Annotated in this window: 18 protein-coding genes, 1 tRNA gene, 1 other RNA gene and 1 pseudogene; 12 read left to right on the forward strand and 9 right to left on the reverse strand. The window is 33.8% G+C overall.

Translation table 11 applies throughout. The features are described from left to right. Both AABM59_RS04630 and AABM59_RS04635 read right to left on the reverse strand, forming a co-directional pair. The gene (locus AABM59_RS04630) at positions 1-2,463 is read right to left on the reverse strand and encodes a TonB-dependent receptor (protein WP_338407809.1); all 2,463 of its coding nucleotides are present in this window, start codon (positions 2,461-2,463) and stop codon (positions 1-3) included. A 5-nt stretch (positions 2,464-2,468) separates the two neighbouring features. Beyond that, positions 2,469-4,172, reverse strand: a complete 1,704-nt coding sequence (locus AABM59_RS04635) for a M23 family metallopeptidase (RefSeq protein ID WP_338407810.1) — start codon at positions 4,170-4,172, stop codon at positions 2,469-2,471. 167 nt (positions 4,173-4,339) lie between these two features. Between AABM59_RS04635 and AABM59_RS04640 the strand changes: the two genes are divergently transcribed. The 4 genes from AABM59_RS04640 to rny all read left to right on the forward strand — a co-directional run bounded on the left by AABM59_RS04640 (position 4,340) and on the right by rny (position 6,700). Further along, positions 4,340-4,630: a hypothetical protein gene (locus AABM59_RS04640; RefSeq protein WP_338407811.1), complete on the forward strand. Its 291-nt coding sequence runs from the start codon at positions 4,340-4,342 to the stop codon at positions 4,628-4,630. Between the two features lie 7 nt (positions 4,631-4,637). Next, positions 4,638-4,931, forward strand: a complete 294-nt coding sequence (locus tag AABM59_RS04645; RefSeq protein WP_338407812.1) for a cell division protein ZapA — start codon at positions 4,638-4,640, stop codon at positions 4,929-4,931. A gap of 51 nt (positions 4,932-4,982) precedes the next feature. After that, a non-coding RNA gene (ssrS, locus tag AABM59_RS04650) (6S RNA) lies at positions 4,983-5,089 on the forward strand. A 48-nt stretch (positions 5,090-5,137) separates the two neighbouring features. Next, a complete protein-coding gene (gene rny / locus AABM59_RS04655; protein ID WP_338407813.1) occupies positions 5,138-6,700 on the forward strand; it encodes a ribonuclease Y in 1,563 nt (520 codons plus the stop codon). Between the two features lie 107 nt (positions 6,701-6,807). Here rny and AABM59_RS04660 read toward each other — a convergent pair whose 3' ends face one another. Then, complete coding sequence (locus tag AABM59_RS04660) at positions 6,808-7,707, reverse strand: site-specific tyrosine recombinase (protein ID WP_338407814.1); 900 nt, start codon at positions 7,705-7,707, stop codon at positions 6,808-6,810. A gap of 269 nt (positions 7,708-7,976) precedes the next feature. Here AABM59_RS04660 and AABM59_RS04665 point away from each other — a divergent pair, with 269 nt between their 5' ends. Both AABM59_RS04665 and aroQ read left to right on the forward strand, forming a co-directional pair. Next, positions 7,977-8,540 carry a porin family protein gene (locus AABM59_RS04665; protein ID WP_338407815.1) on the forward strand — a complete coding sequence of 188 codons (564 nt, stop codon included), beginning with the start codon at positions 7,977-7,979 and terminating at the stop codon, positions 8,538-8,540. A 72-nt stretch (positions 8,541-8,612) separates the two neighbouring features. Further along, entirely contained in the window at positions 8,613-9,026 is a 414-nt protein-coding gene (aroQ, locus tag AABM59_RS04670) for a type II 3-dehydroquinate dehydratase (RefSeq protein ID WP_338407816.1), read from the forward strand. Positions 9,027-9,094: 68 nt separating this feature from the next. Here the strand turns inward: aroQ and murA are convergent, their stop codons facing one another. From murA to AABM59_RS04685, 3 genes are all read right to left on the reverse strand, one after another. Further along, on the reverse strand, positions 9,095-10,405 hold the full coding sequence (murA, locus tag AABM59_RS04675) for a UDP-N-acetylglucosamine 1-carboxyvinyltransferase (RefSeq protein ID WP_338407817.1): 1,311 nt from the start codon (positions 10,403-10,405) through the stop codon (positions 9,095-9,097). A gap of 80 nt (positions 10,406-10,485) precedes the next feature. Further along, a complete protein-coding gene (locus tag AABM59_RS04680) occupies positions 10,486-11,211 on the reverse strand; it encodes a DUF4290 domain-containing protein (RefSeq protein WP_338407818.1) in 726 nt (241 codons plus the stop codon). 21 nt (positions 11,212-11,232) lie between these two features. Then, positions 11,233-11,517, reverse strand: coding sequence for a DUF493 domain-containing protein (locus tag AABM59_RS04685; RefSeq protein WP_338407819.1), 285 nt, complete (start codon positions 11,515-11,517; stop codon positions 11,233-11,235). 149 nt (positions 11,518-11,666) lie between these two features. Here AABM59_RS04685 and AABM59_RS04690 point away from each other — a divergent pair, with 149 nt between their 5' ends. From AABM59_RS04690 to AABM59_RS04710, 5 genes and pseudogenes are all read left to right on the forward strand, one after another. After that, entirely contained in the window at positions 11,667-12,200 is a 534-nt protein-coding gene (locus tag AABM59_RS04690; protein ID WP_338407820.1) for an ATP-binding protein, read from the forward strand. Positions 12,201-12,278: 78 nt separating this feature from the next. Further along, positions 12,279-14,174 carry an ATP-dependent DNA helicase RecQ gene (locus AABM59_RS04695; protein WP_338407821.1) on the forward strand — a complete coding sequence of 632 codons (1,896 nt, stop codon included), beginning with the start codon at positions 12,279-12,281 and terminating at the stop codon, positions 14,172-14,174. Further along, on the forward strand, positions 14,174-15,121 hold the full coding sequence (gene fmt, locus AABM59_RS04700; RefSeq protein WP_338407822.1) for a methionyl-tRNA formyltransferase: 948 nt from the start codon (positions 14,174-14,176) through the stop codon (positions 15,119-15,121). Before AABM59_RS04695 ends, fmt begins: the two co-directional genes overlap by 1 nt. A gap of 179 nt (positions 15,122-15,300) precedes the next feature. Further along, positions 15,301-15,573 (forward strand): HU family DNA-binding protein, encoded by a 273-nt coding sequence (locus tag AABM59_RS04705; RefSeq protein ID WP_338407823.1) that lies wholly within the window; start codon positions 15,301-15,303, stop codon positions 15,571-15,573. Positions 15,574-15,729: 156 nt separating this feature from the next. After that, positions 15,730-15,849, forward strand: a pseudogene (locus AABM59_RS04710) (YqgE/AlgH family protein); the annotation flags it as partial. Here AABM59_RS04710 and AABM59_RS04715 read toward each other — a convergent pair. Next, positions 15,846-16,685: an aminotransferase class IV gene (locus AABM59_RS04715; RefSeq protein WP_338407824.1), complete on the reverse strand. Its 840-nt coding sequence runs from the start codon at positions 16,683-16,685 to the stop codon at positions 15,846-15,848. The pseudogene AABM59_RS04710 and the gene AABM59_RS04715 overlap by 4 nt on opposite strands. A 60-nt stretch (positions 16,686-16,745) precedes the next feature. After that, the gene (locus tag AABM59_RS04720) at positions 16,746-17,138 is read right to left on the reverse strand and encodes an START-like domain-containing protein (protein WP_338407825.1); all 393 of its coding nucleotides are present in this window, start codon (positions 17,136-17,138) and stop codon (positions 16,746-16,748) included. Positions 17,139-17,291: 153 nt separating this feature from the next. Here AABM59_RS04720 and AABM59_RS04725 point away from each other — a divergent pair. Then, positions 17,292-17,365: transfer RNA gene (locus AABM59_RS04725), tRNA-Met, on the forward strand. Positions 17,366-18,242: 877 nt separating this feature from the next. Here the strand turns inward: AABM59_RS04725 and AABM59_RS04730 are convergent. Next, positions 18,243-18,466, reverse strand: a 224-nt coding sequence (locus tag AABM59_RS04730; RefSeq protein ID WP_338407826.1) for a hypothetical protein, incomplete at its 5' end; no start/stop codon positions are given.

The following is an 18,466-nucleotide window of genomic DNA, read 5'->3' on the forward strand; positions in this document are numbered from 1 at the left end:
TTAAAACCTCGCATTCAACTTCACATTAAAAACGCGTGTCGTCATATAATTTGGAATAGCGTATTGATTTTTCGAATAAACGTCACGAACCCAAGTATTGGTAATTGCATTTTGATTGTCGAAAAGATTAAAAATTTCCAATCCAATAGCCAATTCCTTAAAGCTTTTCAACCAATTTTTAGTAGACGGGTTTTTGCTATCGATTAAAACTTTGGAAAAACCCACATCAGCCCGACGGTAATCTCTCAAACGGTTTTGGTACAAATAAGGATCGGAATAGGAAGGGGAGCCTCCAGGTAATCCGGTGTTGTAAACCAGATTCAGGTATAATTTAATACTCGGGATATTAGGCATGTAATCTTGAAAAAGCAAACCAAATTTCAATTTTTGGTCCGTTGGTCTGGCAATAAATCCTTTGTTGTCAATGTTCTCTTCGGTTTTTAAATAGCCAAAACTAAACCAAGATTCGGTTCCTGGTACGAATTCGCCATTTAGTCTAAAATCAAATCCTTGGGCATATCCTTTGGCATTATTTGCGGCAGCGTAACGGATTCGAACATTATCTAGAGTGTATGGATTAACGTCCGTCAATGACTTATAATACAACTCCGAAACCATTTTGAAAGGACGGTTCCACATTTTAAAACTATAATCATTGCTCAAAACAATATGAATCGATTGCTGGCCTTTTACATCGGGATTCACTACTCCATCGGCGTCTCTCAACTCTCGATAAGACGGTGGTTGATGGTAAAATCCTCCAGAAAGTCGGAAAAACATATCCTTACTCCAGTTGGGTTTCAAGCTAATTTGCGCTCTTGGACTAAAAGTAAATTGTGTTTTACTAACTAAATCTCCTGAAACGTTCCAATTTTGGGATCTTATACCAGCATTCAACCAAATTTCATTATTACCTAAATAGCCTTTTCGGCTCCATTGAAAGTAACCCGAAAACCGATTGATATCAACAAAGTTTGTAGCTCTTACATTTTTATAGGGAACCAAAGGTCCTGTATAAGGCGAGTACGGCTGATCATTTTTTGGCAAGAAATCAATAGGCGGATTTATCGAAAAACCGGCAGAATCAATCACTTCCCATTCAATAACTCGATCACGAATTGATTCTCTAGTGAATTTTGCGCCCCACTCCAATTGGTTTTTTCCCCAATTATGAAACCCTTTTATTTCGGCATTCACAATTAGTGCGTCCAAATCATTTCGAGCATGATTGAGTTGCGAACCAATACCTCTTGAAAAGGCAACGTCTCCGAAGGTGTCTGATCCAATATTAGAATCCACTTCACCCAAACGATATTGTGCCAAAATATCAAAATACTCTTGCTCTTGAGCATGATAAGCCGATGCAATCAATTTGTAAGTGGAATTATCCGAAGCAACGAAAGTCGATTTTACAGCTCCAAAATAAGTGGTGTATTTATCTTTTTCCTGACCTTCATAATATATCAACAGGGCCATTGGATCATCAATAGTTCCAAAATTTGTTTCGCGTGTCAAGGGTTGATATTGGTAATCATTTTGGGAAATATTTCCCAGAAAACTCCATTGCAATTTATCCGAAGCATTAAAAATTACATTCGTTTGAATATCAGCAAATGTGGGTGTGTAATTCGTTTGTGTTTCCTGACTTTTTACCAGAAGACTATTGTTTCGATAGCGAACTCCAGTAATTGCTGTCCATTTTTTATTCTTGGAAACAGCACCAATGGCAAGGCTTCCGCCAAGTAAACTTACCTCGGCAACCACACCAAACTGTGTTGGTTTTCGATATGTTATATCCAAAACCGAAGACAATTTATCTCCAAATTTTGCCTGAAAACCTCCTGCCGAAAAATCAATATTTTGAACCAAATCCGTATTAGTAAAACTCAAACCTTCCTGTTGCCCCGAACGAATAAGAAAGGGACGATACACTTCGATTTCATTTACATAAACCAGATTTTCATCATAATTTCCGCCACGAACAGCATATTGTGTACTCAATTCATTATTGGAATTTACGCCAGGCAAGGATTTTAAAATATTTTCGACACCAGCATTGGCGCCAGGAATTTTTCGTATCAATTCAGGCTCAATAATAGTAATTCCCTCAACTCTTTTTTTGCTATTTACTGTAATCACAACTTCTCCCATTTGCTCATCTGAGTCACTCATAACTATGTTAAACTCATAATCTTCATTTGGCATTAAGGATACTGAAACGGTGGCTTTTTTTAGGGAAATATGCGAAAAAACTACAATCACTTTTTGGTTGTCGGGGATGACTAAAGTATAGAAACCATTTCCGTTGGATTGAGTTCCAATTCCACGGCAAGAGACGTTTACATTTTCAACAGGCTGATTGTTTTTATCGAGAATAACTCCTTTTATATGGGCAGATTGAGCGAAAGATATAGATCCAAAATGAAAAAAGAAGAAAACAAGTAATAGTTTATGTACACTCAAGGAATTTAATTTTTATTTTTTTGACTTCTGAAAAAATGAGTTTCAAAGATAGTAGAATTCCCCATATTATCCATTACAATTATTTTTAATTCATTTGCTCCTTCAGCAACGATACCATCACTAAAATTATGGGTAATTTTTTTTGTTTTGTTGTCATATTCGAATAATACCCAGTTGCCATTCAAATAACCATTATAGGATTTTATTCCTGATAATCCATCACTTATGGTTAACTGAATATTTGATTTTTCGCTAATCCATTTTCCTTCGATAGATTTTGCTATAGTAATTATTGGTCCAATTGTATCCAAAACCAAGGCGAACTTACCCAAAGTTTTAGTTTTGGCCATAAAAACATTATCTTTTCTATAGGTGGAAATGTAACTAATTTTATTACTATAAATAGCCGCAATGAACAGCTTATCTCTTTGGGCTTCAGTATATTTATTATCTTCTATCGAAATGGTGAAGTTAGAGTGAGCAGGTACCGTATCGTCGTGAAGAAATAAGGTGTCGTTTTTCACGTCAAAATTTAAATAAAAATCATCATAAAATGTTCCTGCGGGAAAAAAGACCGACATGTTTTCCTTGGTGAAATCACCATCATTATTTGCCTTGATAAAATACTTAGAAGCAATAGGTTCTTCGGCTATAATTGTAGCCAATGATTCATATTTCATGGGGATGGAAACAACGGTTTGATTACCAAAGAAATCAGAAACTTCAATGCGATAAACAGAAGTCAGATTAGGCGTTACGGCAAGATTTCCGTTAGATTTATCCGATTTAATTATGCTCAGTTTATAAGGATTTCGCATAAATAATTTTTGAACTCTTTGCTGCGTTTTCTTGTACCTTGAATAATCAATAAGCGCATTTATATATCGCATTTCATCAAAAGAATAGGTATCAAATTGGTATCCAAAATTAGGCATTCCGTTATAAAACGATTGCACTTTGTACACTCCATTTTTATTAAACGAAACATCATCATAATCAAAAGTGTTTAAACCAAACCCTATTTTACCATTTGCAACTACTTGATCCGCAAGATAAGTTCCGTCTTTTTGCAACAACAAATTTAACAATAACGGACGCTTTGATTGATTTACAGTTGTTTGCTTATCCAATGGATAAACATAAATACTTGAAATCATCGGTTTCTTAGTATCTTTAATATAAGTGTCGAAACCAAAAAGCATCGGATTAATAATATTCTCCGTAATGTTATCCCGAAATTCGAAATGTAAATGTGGCCCTTCCGAAGCGCCAGTATTACCAGAATGAGCTATGATTTGTCCTTTTTTGACAACTAATTCTCCAGGTTTCAAAAAGATTTCTATTTCAAAAGATTTTTCTTTATAATGCGTTTTTTTGATGAAATCTTCAATGGAGTCAGTTGCTCTTTGTAAATGTCCATAAACAGAAGTGTATCCATTCGAATGTGTAATGTAAATTGTTTTTCCGTTTCCAAAGGTTGAAATTTTAATTCGCGACACATAACCATCGGCAACGGCATGAACCTCTAATCCTTCCTTTTGTTGCGTTTTTAAATCAAATCCAGCATGAAAATGGTTGGGTCTGAGTTCTCCAAAATTTCCCGATAGCTGCATTGGAATATCAAGAGGAGCCCTAAAAAAATCTTTTGGATAATTCGTTTGAGCGCATAATGACCCGCAAAATAATAGTATAAATAAGTAAAATCTCATTGAATACATTTTTGCTAAGGTAAAAAAAAGAAACTTATAAAAAACATAATACATAATCAATTGTATAACAAATGATTATGTATTTTAATAGAAAAAAACAGATAAAATATTGTAATACTAAAAAGGAATACTAACTTTGTAAGATTATGTAATACGTAGGATATATTATGAGTGTAATTGCAGAAATAATTGATACTCTTGAAAATAAGATTGAAAAACTTTTTGTTAAAACAAATAGTTTAGAAAAAAATAATCAAGTTTTAAAAATTGAATTGACCAAGGCTGCACAAATCATACAAACTCAATCTCAAGAGATTGACGCCTTAAAATCGCAGTATGAAACACTCAAAATTGCTAACGCTTTACTAGGCAGCGAAGATAATAAAAGAGATACGAAGCTTAAAATAAATTCATTAATTCGTGAAATTGATTACTGTATAGCCCAGCTATCAGATTAAAAAAGATATGGACGAAAAGCTTAAGATTAAGATATCAATTGCAGACAGAGTCTATCCATTAACGGTAGAATTATCTCAGGAAGAAGGGCTTAGAAGCGCTTCGAAAAAAATTGATGGAATGATAAAGCAATTTGAAGAAAATTACGCTGTTCGTGACAAACAGGATGTTTTAGCAATGTGTGCATTGCAATTTGCATCCCAAACAGAACAAAAACAAATTGATAACTCAATCGACGGTGAAGCAACCATCGAAAGAATTAAAAAAATCAATGCGATTTTAGATCAATATCTCGACAAATAAACGTTCTTTACAAAAACTAAGATACTGCCTACATTAGTTCCTATTTGGTAAACTCAACACTAACAAATTAGAATGAGCAAATCATCGTTACTATAGCAAGCCAATTCAGTTTGGAAGCTTGAACAACGAGTTAGCTCAAAACTTGTCTTTCCGAGTTTATTCAATAAACCTAATGTAGGCTTTTTTATATATTAATATTTATAAACATGGACATTTTAACAATAATTATTTCAGGAATTGGAGGCATTGCAGGAGGTTTTGGCATAGCTAAAACTATAGAGAAAAGCAACAACTCTAATTTGATCAAAAGAGCGAAGAAAGAAGCCACATCTATTTTAAAAGATGCCAATCTTGAAGCTGAAAACATCAAAAAAGATAAAATTCTTCAAGCAAAGGAAAGATTTATCGAATTAAAATCTGAGCATGAACAAGTGATACTTTCACGTGACCAAAAAATGGCGGAAGTAGAAAAAAGAGTTAGAGACAAAGAATCACAAATTTCGAATGAATTATCAAAAGCTAAGAAAGTCAACGACGATTTTGAAGCAAAAACAGTAGAATACACCACTAAAGTAGAAATCTTAGAAAAGAAACAAACTGAAGTTGAGAAATTGCACAAAAGCCATCTTCAACAACTGGAAGTTATTTCTGGTTTATCAACTGAAGATGCCAAAAATCAATTGATCGAAGGATTGAAAGCAGAGGCAAAAACCCAAGCAATGTCTCATATTCAAGACACCATTGAGGAAGCAAAATTAACTGCTCAGCAAGAGGCTAAGAAAATCATCATAAATACCATTCAAAGAGTTGGAACAGAAGAAGCGGTAGAAAACTGTGTATCTGTATTTAATATTGAATCCGATGATGTAAAAGGTAGAATTATTGGTCGTGAAGGAAGAAACATTAGAGCAATTGAAGCTGCGACTGGAGTTGAAATCATTGTAGATGACACACCAGAAGCTATTATTCTTTCCTGTTTTGATCCAGTGCGAAGAGAAATTGCTCGCTTGTCATTGCACAAACTAGTAACTGACGGACGTATTCACCCAGCTCGTATCGAAGAAGTTGTGGCAAAAACTACCAAACAAATTGATGATGAAATTATAGAAGTTGGTAAACGTACCGTTATCGATTTAGGAATTCACGGATTACATCCTGAACTTATAAAAGTTGTGGGTAGAATGAAATACCGTTCGTCTTATGGACAAAATTTATTGCAACACTCCCGTGAAGTTTCAAAACTTTGTGGAATCATGGCAGCTGAATTAGGATTGAATGTAAAACTAGCAAAAAGAGCCGGTTTGTTACATGATATTGGTAAGGTTCCAGACGCCGAAAGTGATTTACCTCACGCATTATTAGGAATGCAATGGGCTGAAAAATACGGAGAAAAAGAAGAAGTTTGTAACGCAATTGGTGCGCACCATGACGAAATCGAAATGAAATCTTTATTATCGCCTCTTGTTCAGGTTTGCGACGCCATTTCTGGCGCAAGACCAGGTGCGAGACGACAAGTTTTAGACTCCTATATTCAACGTTTGAAAGATCTAGAAGAAGTTGCTTATGGATTTAGCGGCGTTAAAAATGCTTATGCTATTCAAGCGGGTAGAGAACTTCGTGTAATTGTTGAAAGCGAAAAAGTTTCTGATGAGCATGCAGCCACTTTATCTTTTGAAATTTCACAAAAAATCCAAACAGAAATGACTTATCCAGGTCAAGTTAAAGTAACTGTAATTAGAGAAACTAGAGCAGTGAATATTGCAAAATAAGTTTAATCGATTCTTTGATTATTCATTTAAATGGATCTTAATGGCTCCATACAAAAGCACCTCAGGATGTTCGGAGGTGCTTTTTTATCTATAATTAATTAGAAAGATTAGTCTTTTCTTGGGTGAAAATCATTTAGCACTTGGATCAAAAACTTTCTGTCTAAATGCACGTAAATTTCAGTGGTGGTGATAGATTCGTGACCAAGCATTAATTGAATCGAGCGAAGATCAGCACCGTTTTCAAGAAGATGCGTGGCAAAAGAATGTCGCAAAGTATGGGGGCTTATATTCTTATTCAATTCAATTTTGGTTGCTAAATCCTTGATTATTGTAAAAATCATGGCTCTCGAAAGCTGCCCTCCTCTCCTATTTAAAAACAAGGTGTCCTCAAATCCTTTTTTTATATTCAAATGAATACGAATAGCATCTCTGTAAATCTGGATATACTTTTGGGTCAAATTTCCAATGGGTACAAAACGTTGTTTATTTCCTTTCCCTGTAATTTTTATAAACCCTTCGTTAAAAAACAAATCCGAAATTTTCAAGGTAACTAATTCCGAAACTCGAAGTCCACAACCATACAAAGTCTCCAATATTGCTCGATTCCGTTCCCCTTCATTCGAACTTAAATCGATAGCGAAAATAAGCAAATCAATTTCATCTACAGATAAAGTATCGGGAAGTTTTCTTCCTGTTCTAGGAGTTTCTATTAATTCTAAAGGATTATTTGAACGATAATCTTCGAATATCAAATAGGCAAAAAAACTTTTTAAACCCGAAATAATTCGTGCTTGCGACCGTGGATTAACTTCATTTGAAATGCTATAAATGAATTGTTGAATGGTTTCTTCTTTAATTTTTATTGGCGAAATAGCTATAGTATTCTCTTCCAAAAACAGACACAAGCGTTCAATATCAAAAGAATAATTATCGATAGTATTTTTAGATAAACCTCTTTCGATTCTCAGATAAGATTGATAACTTTTGATATAGACTTTCCAATTCATTTTACAAAGTAAAGCAATTTCAAGTCATAAAAAAACCTCCCAATATCTTGTGAATTTTGATCTATTGTATTAAAAGAAATTTATTTACCCCATTTCCCTCCACCTACATAAAACCCCAAATGGATACCCAAATAAGAGTTGGAAGCAGTTCTATAAATAAAAACAAGTATTAGGTTTAGATATGCTAATAAATAGCATGCAATAATTATTAAATAAAATAGTTATAAATTGCGAATTATAAATTAAAAATAAAATTTAAAATCAAGAATATGAAAAAAATAATTTTAGGCATCATCTTAATTTTTACAGTATCTTTTAATGTTAAGGCTCAAATAGCAAAATTTGGCATAAAGGCTGGGTTAAATTATGCTAATCAAACTGGAACTGACATTACAGTAAACACCACAAACTACAAAACAGAAGCTATAACAAGTTATCATGCTGGAATAATAGCAGAAATAAGTTTATTTGAAAGCCTATCAATTCAACCTGAATTATTCTATTCTACACAGGGTGCAACTTATAAAAATGTCGCAGAAGAGATTAAAAGTGAAGTGGGATACATTTCAATTCCAGTTATGGTAAAAATTGGTTTAAGCAAAAGCATCAGTCTGGAATTAGGTCCACAAGCTTCTTTTCTATTGAGCGGAAAAGATCAGTTTGTTGCAAAAGATCCCAACACATTTGATTTTTCTGTAGCAGGAGGATTAGGTATAAAAGTGACTAAAAGCATCTTTATCTCTGGAAGATATGTTTTAGGACTAACAGAAGTGTCAAAAGATGCCCAAACAAAAAACTCCGTGCTTCAAGTCTCGGCTGGAATTTTATTTTAAAAAATAAATTAAATTTATCGAAACCGTTCTTGTAATTGGAACGGTTTTTTTATTTTTACCAAAATATGAATTATGAAAATTAGCATCATCAACGGACCAAATCTTAATTTATTGGGAAAACGGGAACCAGAAGTTTATGGATCTCAAACTTTTGAAGACTATTTCAACACCTTAAAAGAGAAATTCCCACAAATAGAACTAAGTTATTACCAAAGTAATATTGAAGGAGAACTAATCGATAAAATTCAAGAATTTGGATTTTCTTATGATGGTATTGTTCTCAATGCGGGCGCTTATACTCATACTTCCATCGGTATTGGAGATGCCGTAAAAGCCATTACAACCCCAGTAATCGAAGTTCATATTTCGAATACTTTTTCGCGTGAAAGTTTCCGTCATCAGTCTTATATTTCAAGCAATGCCAAAGGTATAATCCTTGGTTTTGGAATGAAAAGCTACGAATTAGCGATCATGTCGTTTTTATAGTTTAACATTTCGTACTGTTATTATAAAAAAGGGCTTAGTTAAACTAAGCCCTTTTTTTATTTAAAGAGTTAAACTCTCACAATCTTCGCCCCAATAGCTCTCAAACGCTCATCAATTCGTTCATAACCTCTATCGATTTGCTCTATATTTTGAATGGTGCTCGTTCCTTTTGCCGAAAGTGCCGCAATCAATAATGAAATTCCTGCTCGAATATCAGGCGAAGACATTGTTGTGGCCTTCAACTGAGATTTGAAGTCGTGTCCTATAACAACTGCTCTGTGTGGATCGCACAAAATAATTTTGGCTCCCATATCAATTAATTTATCGACAAAAAACAATCTACTTTCGAACATTTTTTGATGGATAAGTACATCCCCTCTTGCCTGTGTAGCCACAACCAAAACAATACTCAACAAATCTGGAGTGAATCCAGGCCATGGAGCATCTGAAACAGTAAGAATTGATCCGTCAATATCCGTTTTCACTTGGTAACCGTCCTTGTGTTCTGGAATATAAATATCGTCGCCTCTTTTTTCCAATGTAATTCCCAATTTTCTAAACACATTTGGAATAAGCCCAAGATTTTCCCAACTCACGTCTTTAATGGTGATTTCGCTTCTGGTCATTGCCGCAAGTCCTATCCAGCTACCTATTTCGATCATGTCAGGAAGGATTCTATGAGTACAACCACCAAGACTTTCGACGCCTTCTATTGATAATAAGTTCGAACCAATTCCTGTAATTTTTGCTCCCATTGCGTTCAACATCCTACATAATTGTTGTAAATAAGGTTCGCAAGCGGCGTTATAAACTGTAGTTTTCCCATTGGCCAACACTGCAGCCATAACAATATTAGCCGTTCCGGTTACTGAAGCCTCGTCTAATAACATATCGGCTCCAGTTAATCCATCAGGAGCTTCAACACCATAAAAATGATCTTCTCTGTTATAACGGAATTTTGCTCCAAGATTGATGAATCCTTCAAAATGGGTGTCGAGTCTTCGTCTTCCAATTTTATCTCCGCCAGGTTTTGGAATATACCCTTTTCCAAAGCGAGCCAAAAGTGGCCCAACAATCATGATAGAACCTCTTAGAGAGCCTCCTTCTTTCTTGAAAGCTTCGGTTTCTAGGTAATTTACGTTTACTTCATCAGCCTGAAAAGTATAGGATCCGTGTCCAATTTTTTGGATTTTTACTCCCAAATTTCCTAAAAGCGTAATGAGTTTATTAATGTCGATTATGTCCGGAATATTATTGATGGTGACTTTTTCAGGAGTCAATAATATGGCGCATAAAATTTGCAATGCTTCGTTTTTGGCTCCTTGTGGCGTGATTTCACCTTTTAATTGAATGCCGCCCTCTATTTTGAATATTCCCATTTTTTTTTGGTTATGGGTTAAGGGTCATGGGTTATGAGTTGAAAAACATCGAACTCATAAAAACATAACCTATAACTGTTTTACAAAGGTTTTCTATTTTGGTTTTTGTGTGTCGGGCCCAATTTTCCGGTTTTTGTATTCTTGTTGCTTTGAATTTTTGGCTGTCCAGGAGGTGTTATTTTATTAGACATTCGTTTATTCGTTCGCAACAAATCTGTCGTTGTCAAAAGTTCTTCGGAACTTTGAATTAAATTCAGTTTTCCGTCGGATAGTTCATATAAGTGTTCGAAAATAACATCGTCTTTCACGGTATCCTTATTCCAACTCAAATAAGATTTTTTCATATGGTTGGCGATAACTTTGACCAAAGCATTTTTCATTTCACCCTCTTCCCATTTATTAGCAACATCAATCATATATTTAATATTGTTGCCATAATATCTGTATTTTGGAAAATTTTGTGGGTATTGCAAAACATCCGGTTTCAATTGTAAAACTTCGCGAGTTGGCACAGGATAAGGGGATTCAACTTCCAATTTAAAATCAGACATAATAAACAATTGATCCCATAATTTGTGTTGAAAATCAAGCACATCACGCAAATGAGGATTCAAACTTCCCATAACCTGGATGATATATTTTGCAGCTTTGTTGCGTTCCTCAGAATCTTCGATTGCCGTTGCTTGATCAATTAATTTTTGCAAATGACGTCCGTATTCTGGAATAATTAAATGCGATCTTTCGGCATTGTATTCCAAATGGTGAACGACATCGTTCGCAACTTCTTTTATATACTTTGAATTCATTTTCGAATTTATTTTGAGTATTTATAGGGAAATAATACCTTTAATTGTAGAAACTTCTATGTATTTATCTATTATTTCTTGAGAATCTTTCATCTGGACGTCAACAGAGATGCTTGTATACTTACCTGCTTTAGACTTAGTTGTTTTTATGACTGCGCCCATACAATCAAAAGCCAGTTCAACACGTTCAATGTTATCATTTATTGATGGCACAATAAATTTAAACAAATATAAAGCGGGCCAAGTATTGCTCAAATCCAACTCCACCTGCAACCGATCATAAAATTCTTGGGTGTTCTTGTCCATTCTATTATAAAAAATAAAAGCAAATATACAGTTTTGATATTAGTCCCGAAACTTTGAGATAGGATTTTTAAAATAATGAAAATTATAAATCTAAATATCCTTTCAAATTCCCATTACTTTAGGTAAATTTGCCCCTTATTTAAAAAAGTGTGCGAAAAGAGATTATAGTAATTATTGGAGGGCCCGGAACTGGCAAAAGCACTATCATTGAAGGATTGTCGGAAAAAGGATTTTGTTGTTACCCTGAAATTTCCAGGCAAGTGACTTTGGATGCAAAAAAAGAAGGAATTGAACAATTGTTTTTAGAGAATCCTTTGTTATTCAGTGAATTACTTTTGGAAGGCAGAAAAAAGCAATACCAAAATGCCATAAGCGAACCCAACAAAATAGTCTTTATTGATCGCGGAATTCCAGATGTTTTGGCTTATATGCACTTCATTGGCGACCCATATCCTGACTCATTTGATAAAGCTTGTAAGGATCATTTATACACAAAAATTTTTATTCTTCCACCTTGGGAGGAAATTTTTACTAGCGATAAAGAGCGATACGAAAACTTCGAACAAGCAAAACATATCGACGTTCATCTCATGGAAACCTATAAAAAATATGGTTACGAACTCATCGAAGTTCCAAAAGATAGCGTTGATAATAGAATTTTATTTATCTTAGATAAAATTTAATAAATTATTTAAAGTTTTAGGTTTATGGTTGAATAATTTTAAGTCAATACTTAAACTTTAAATATTAATCCAGAAATAATGCAAACAGCATTACAAATTCTTCAAAAGCACTGGAAACACGACGGATTTAGGTCTTCACAAATCGAAATTATCAATTCGGTTTTGGAAGGGAAAGACACTTTTGGCTTAATGCCAACTGGTGGCGGAAAATCGATTTGTTTTCAGGTTCCTGCTATGATGCAGGACGGAATTTGTTTAGTCATTTCTCCCTTGGTAGCGCTAATGAAAGACCAAGTACAACGCTTGCAAAAGCTGGACATCAAAGCCATTGCATTAACTGGAGGCATCAAATCTGATGAAATGATTACGTTTTTAGATAATTGTGAATTTGGCAACTATAAATTTCTGTACTTATCGCCAGAGCGTTTACAATCAGATTGGATTTTGGAGCGAATTAAAAATTTGCCCATCAATTTAATTGCCATTGATGAAGCACATTGTGTTTCGCAATGGGGTCACGATTTTCGTCCGGCCTATTTAAAAATTGCCAATTTGAAAACGCAATTTCCAAAAGTTCCCTTCTTAGCACTTACCGCTTCGGCAACAGAACGAGTTCTTGAAGATGTAATTATTCAGTTGGGATTAGAAAAGCCAGCTATTTTCCAGAAATCATTTTCCCGAAAAAATATTGCCTATATGGTTTTTGAAGTCGAAGATAAATTGTATCGAATGGAGCAAATCTTAAAGAAAAACCCACAGTCTTCCATTATATATGTTAGAAACAGGAAATCGTGCTCCGAAACTGCTTTACAATTGCAATCTTTGGGATTCAAGGCGACTTTTTATCACGGCGGTTTATCGGTAAAAGATAAAGAAAAAAATATGAGTCTTTGGTTGAATGAAGAAGTCCAAATTATAGTTGCCACGAATGCCTTTGGAATGGGAATTGACAAATCGAACGTAAAAACAGTGATTCATATACATCTTCCAGAAAGTATTGAAAGCTATTATCAAGAAGCTGGGCGAGCAGGAAGAGATGACCAAAAAGCGTTTTCCGTAATCTTAACAAGCCCGTCAGATAAGATTCAAGCCCAAAATCAATTTATTAATGTGTTGCCCGACAAAAAGATTCTTAACCAGATTTATATAAAATTGTGTACTTATTTTCAGATTGCTTATGGGGAAGGAATCAACGAACAATTCTCCTTCAATTTGAATCATTTTTGTCAAAAATATGGATTTCCTACCTTAAAGACTTTTAATGCCATACAGTTTTTAGACCGCCAAGGAATTTTGAGCTTATCCCAAGAATACTCCGAACGAATCACGATGCAATTCATTATTGAGTCTAAGGAAGTAATTCGATATGTGAGTTTGAATACTCAGGATGAACCAATTATCCTGACCATCCTTCGAACATATCCTGGAATTTACGAAACACAAACAGCTATCAATTTATCATTAATAGCAAAGAAATCAAGTAGTGACGAAATGATGATCCATTCGGTTTTAGAAAAATTGAAGAATCTTGACATTATAGATTATCATAAAAAAAACAATGATGCCACAATTATTTTCAATGAAGTACGTGAAGACGAAAGAACCATCAATCGGATTTCGAAATATCTTGAAAGACAGAATCAACAAAAAATCACTCAATTTGATGCTATTTTAAACTACATCAATGAGAAAAAAGTGTGCAAGAGTAAATTAATTTTAAACTATTTTGGAGAAATTATTGAAACAGATTGCGGAATTTGTTCCTATTGTATTTCTAAAAAACCAAAATCTAGTGATCACTCTTTGATTTCTGAAAAAATCATTGGATTATTAAAAATACAGGATATGAATTCGAGAGAAATTCAAAAACTGACAAAAAATACCGATGACGCTATTATCTTTGCACTTCAAAACCTAATGGAAAACAATATGATTTTGATACTTTCGAATAACAAATATACCTTAAAACTATAATGGACAAATTACGAATTGTGTTTATGGGAACCCCCGAATTTGCCGTTGGCATTCTAGATACTATAGTAAAGAATCTCTACGATATTGTGGGAGTAGTCACTGCCGCAGATAAACCAGCAGGCCGTGGACAAAAAATGAAATATTCGGCAGTGAAGGAATATGCTTTAGAACACAAACTCACTTTATTGCAGCCAACGAATTTGAAAGATGAAAGTTTTTTACAGGAGCTAAAATCTTTAAATGCTAATTTACAAATCGTTGTTGCTTTCAGAATGTTGCCTGAAGTGGTTTGGAAAATGCCAAAACTGGGGACTTTCAATCTTCACGCTTCTTTATTACCCAATTATCGGGGTGCAGCTCCAATAAACTGGGCTATTATAAATGGAGATCAGAAAACTGGAGTTACTACTTTTTTTATCGATGACAAAATAGATACTGGCGCTATCATTTTAAGTTCCGAAACAGAAATTGGAGCAAAGGAAAATGCAGGACAATTACACGATCGGTTAATGTATTTGGGCAGTGAAGTTGTAATAGAAACTTTGGAATTAATCGAAAAAGGAAATCTGATTACAACTACACAAAAAGACAATCCAAAAATAAAAACAGCTTACAAGTTAAACAAGGAAAATTGCAAGATCGATTGGACAAAATCAGCAGGTGAAATTTATAATTTAATACGTGGTTTAAATTCATATCCTTCAGCTTGGAGTTTTTTTAAAGACAAAGATCAAGAATGGAATGTCAAGATTCATGAAGTTAAAGTCGTATTAGAAAATCATAACCACAACCTTGGAAGCTTGATTTGCACCAAAAAAGAAATGAAAATTGCAGTAAAAAATGGATTTATCCAGGTGTTAAGTTTGCAATTTCCTGGAAAAAAGAAAATGAATGTAGCCGAATTATTGAATGGAATGACTTTTTCAGAGGACGGAAAAGTGCATTAACACCAACAAAACAGGTATTTTATTATAATTCGGCAGGAAAAACAGTTGCTTTATGAACAAAAAATATAAGTTATCAACAAAATAAGCTAAAATCACGAGAAACGCTTGTAAGCAAAGTAATTCCTGCTAAATTTGTTAGTAACAAATTTTTTTTTAACAACATTTAATAACTAAACATTATGAACAAATCAGAATTAATTGATGCTATCGCTGCAGATGCAGGAATTACAAAAGCTGCTGCAAAACTAGCTTTAGAATCTTTTTTAGGTAACGTAGCTGGTACTTTGAAAAAAGGCGGAAGAGTTTCTTTAGTAGGTTTCGGATCATGGTCTGTTTCTGCTAGAGCTGCTAGAGACGGTAGAAACCCTCAAACAGGGAAAACTATTAAAATTGCTGCAAAAAATGTAGTAAAATTTAAAGCTGGTGCAGATTTAGATGGTGCTGTAAACTAATTTAAGTTTTCTTAAAAATAATTAAAACCTTCCTTAGGAAGGTTTTTTTTTGCATTATAATTTACTAGTCAATTTTATACAGACTATTTACGTCAAAACACATATTAAAAAACGGATCTAGACAATCCTGTAAAAAAAATATTTTATTAAAACAAAAATAATTATGAAAATAAAATTATTGGCAAACCGGCAGAAGGATTCTGGAAAAAAATTAAGGAATTGGGTGGGAATTATTTAATATGGTCTAATGCACCTGAAAATCCATATTTAAATTAATTATTCCCTATAAATTCATTCAGTTTTTCAACTAATACTTTTGCTAAATCGGCAGAAAATTCCTTTTTACGATACTTAGTAATAGGTTGTATTCCTTTTATCACGTTTGTAATAAATAATTCGTCTGCTTTTTGAAGGTCAAATGGTGACATTATTTCTTCAACAACTTCCAAGTTTTCCATTTTTCTAGCTAAAGCCAGTATTTGTTTTCTCATAACGCCATTCAGACAACCTTCTGAAACTGGTGGAGTGGAAAGCCTATTTCCTTTTAACATAAAAATATTTCCCTGCAGTGCCTCGACAACATTCTTGCTGTCATTCAACAACAAACAATTATCCAAATCATTTTCATTGGCAAAAATACTTGCCGTGACATTTAAAATTTTATTGGTCGTTTTTATGGAAGACAACAACTGTTTTGTTACATAAAAATCAGTGTATAAATCTACTTTATATTCTTTATGAGTGATTGAATAGAAAGTGTTATCAAGTAATTCAGCACTAATCAAAAAAGAAACGGTATTATTTTGAGGTAAATAATAGCCTCCGTCATTTCTATACACAGTAATTCTCGCTCTACTCGAATTTTCTAAATTCTTGGCTTTGGCCAAATCAAGAATTTGTTCTTCAAAATATTCCATCGTAAAATTCATGGGGATTTCCATTCGAACAACACGCATTGAAGACATCAATCTAAAATAATGATCTTCTAAAAAAAGAATTTTAGACTTGATTATTTTAACCGTTTCGAAGACCGCATCTCCATATAAAAAAGCGCGATTTTGAGTCAATAAATTGGAGTCGAGAGACACGATTTTACCATTAAAATTAATCATACTATTTAAAAAAAGTCAGGCTAATAAGCCTGACAAATATAAGTTTAAAAAATTTTTTTTTTACACTGAACCAATGACATGCTTAAGATCAGAAACTTGATTTTCCCATAAAAGTGTCGCTTGTTCAATTTCATCTTTTTCGGCAAAATCAATCACCATCAAGGAAACGTCTTTAGTAATTTCATCTACTAAAATATTTAATTCAAAAAAATACTCTGTGTCCTTATTATTATCATCAATCCACTTAAATTTCACTTTTTCGCCTGTTTTTTTGGAACAGAGTCTGGCTTTTTCTTCGGAATCATCCCAAATAAAAGTAAAAAACTCACCACGAGAATTCACATTATCTGCAAACCACTCTGATAAACCAGAGGGAGTCGAAATATAAGGGTACAACAATTGAGGCGAAGAATTTATAGGAAACTCTATTTCGTATCGTATTTTTAAATCCATGAGCTATGATTAATTTTTCGGAAATGTATTGAATATATGGCCAATAAAAAAGTCTTTTCAAAAATATTTTTTTTTCTTTAAGATATACTTGTAACCTCTAATATAATTTTTATATTTGCACCCGCATTCAAAGATGGTTTTATCCATCAATTTGGCGAGATAGCTCAGTCGGTTAGAGCGCAGGATTCATAACCCTGAGGTCCCGAGTTCAAATCTCGGTCTCGCTACTAAAAATCTCCACTAATACAGTGGGGATTTTTTTGCGGAAAACTCACTATAATTACTGAATATCAATAACTTATGAAAAATAAAACACTTTGTGTCTGGTTTATTTTTCAAATATACAATAAAATTAGTTCTGTACAACTTGTCTGAATAAAACGCAAAAAACAGCACTTTTGTGCCACACTTTTGACACAAATTTTTTCCAAAAGAAAAAAAAGAAAAAAAGAAAGCAATGGCAATTTGAGGTAATGACTTACGAGAATGGAGTGAAGAATGAACGACTGAAGTAAGGAATGCACTCTAAATTTGCTGCATTTTTTTATTTTTAGCAAAATGTTGTTGTTAAGACAAACACCCCCAAGCACCACAGCAAAAAATGGAATTTTTATGTAATTTTTTGGGAGGAGCGCTGGTTGGTGTTGTGGCAATCGAACTAGCTACACTAGACCGAGAATGAAATGTAGCTTTTGCGAAATGGAATGAAGGGATAGTAGCGTGAAACGTCAAGGAAAATATTAAAAGCAGCCTTTAGGCGTTCCTTGATTTGAAGCAAACGAAGTGAGCTAACCTTGATAGCTGAGAGAAAGCGCAACCACCAAATTAACAAAGGGCAAAATACAATAATACTGCTGAATGGAGAGCAACGGAATTTAGTTGTATTTTGGATTTATTAGCCCTGACGAATGTATTGAGAGAGCGTGGTGAAGACTGGGAATGTAGAAAACAAAAAAAGAGCTGCTATTTTTCTTAGCTGCTCTTATTTTGGGTTCAAATGGTCTGTGAAATGGAAGGAAGCATGACTGACTGAAACAGCCCAGCGTAACAAAGCTATCGAAAGGAATGAGACATTTTGATTGCCCTTTAAAAAAAAGGTTAAAACTATTTTACTATCTCAATCTCTCTATCTGTTGATGTGTATGCTTTGTATTGTGTTCCCGATTGTATGGTAGCTGCCTGACCTTTAAGCAATAATAATGGCGCTGCAACTAAGGCTGCTGCTATTACAACTCCAGTGCCTCTAGATTTACCTTCATCATTTACATTTAAATTTACAGGAATTCGCTGTCCATCAACTGCTTTGATATAATCAACACTAAATGAAA

Source organism: uncultured Flavobacterium sp., assembly GCF_963925185.1.
Lineage (GTDB): Bacteria > Bacteroidota > Bacteroidia > Flavobacteriales > Flavobacteriaceae > Flavobacterium.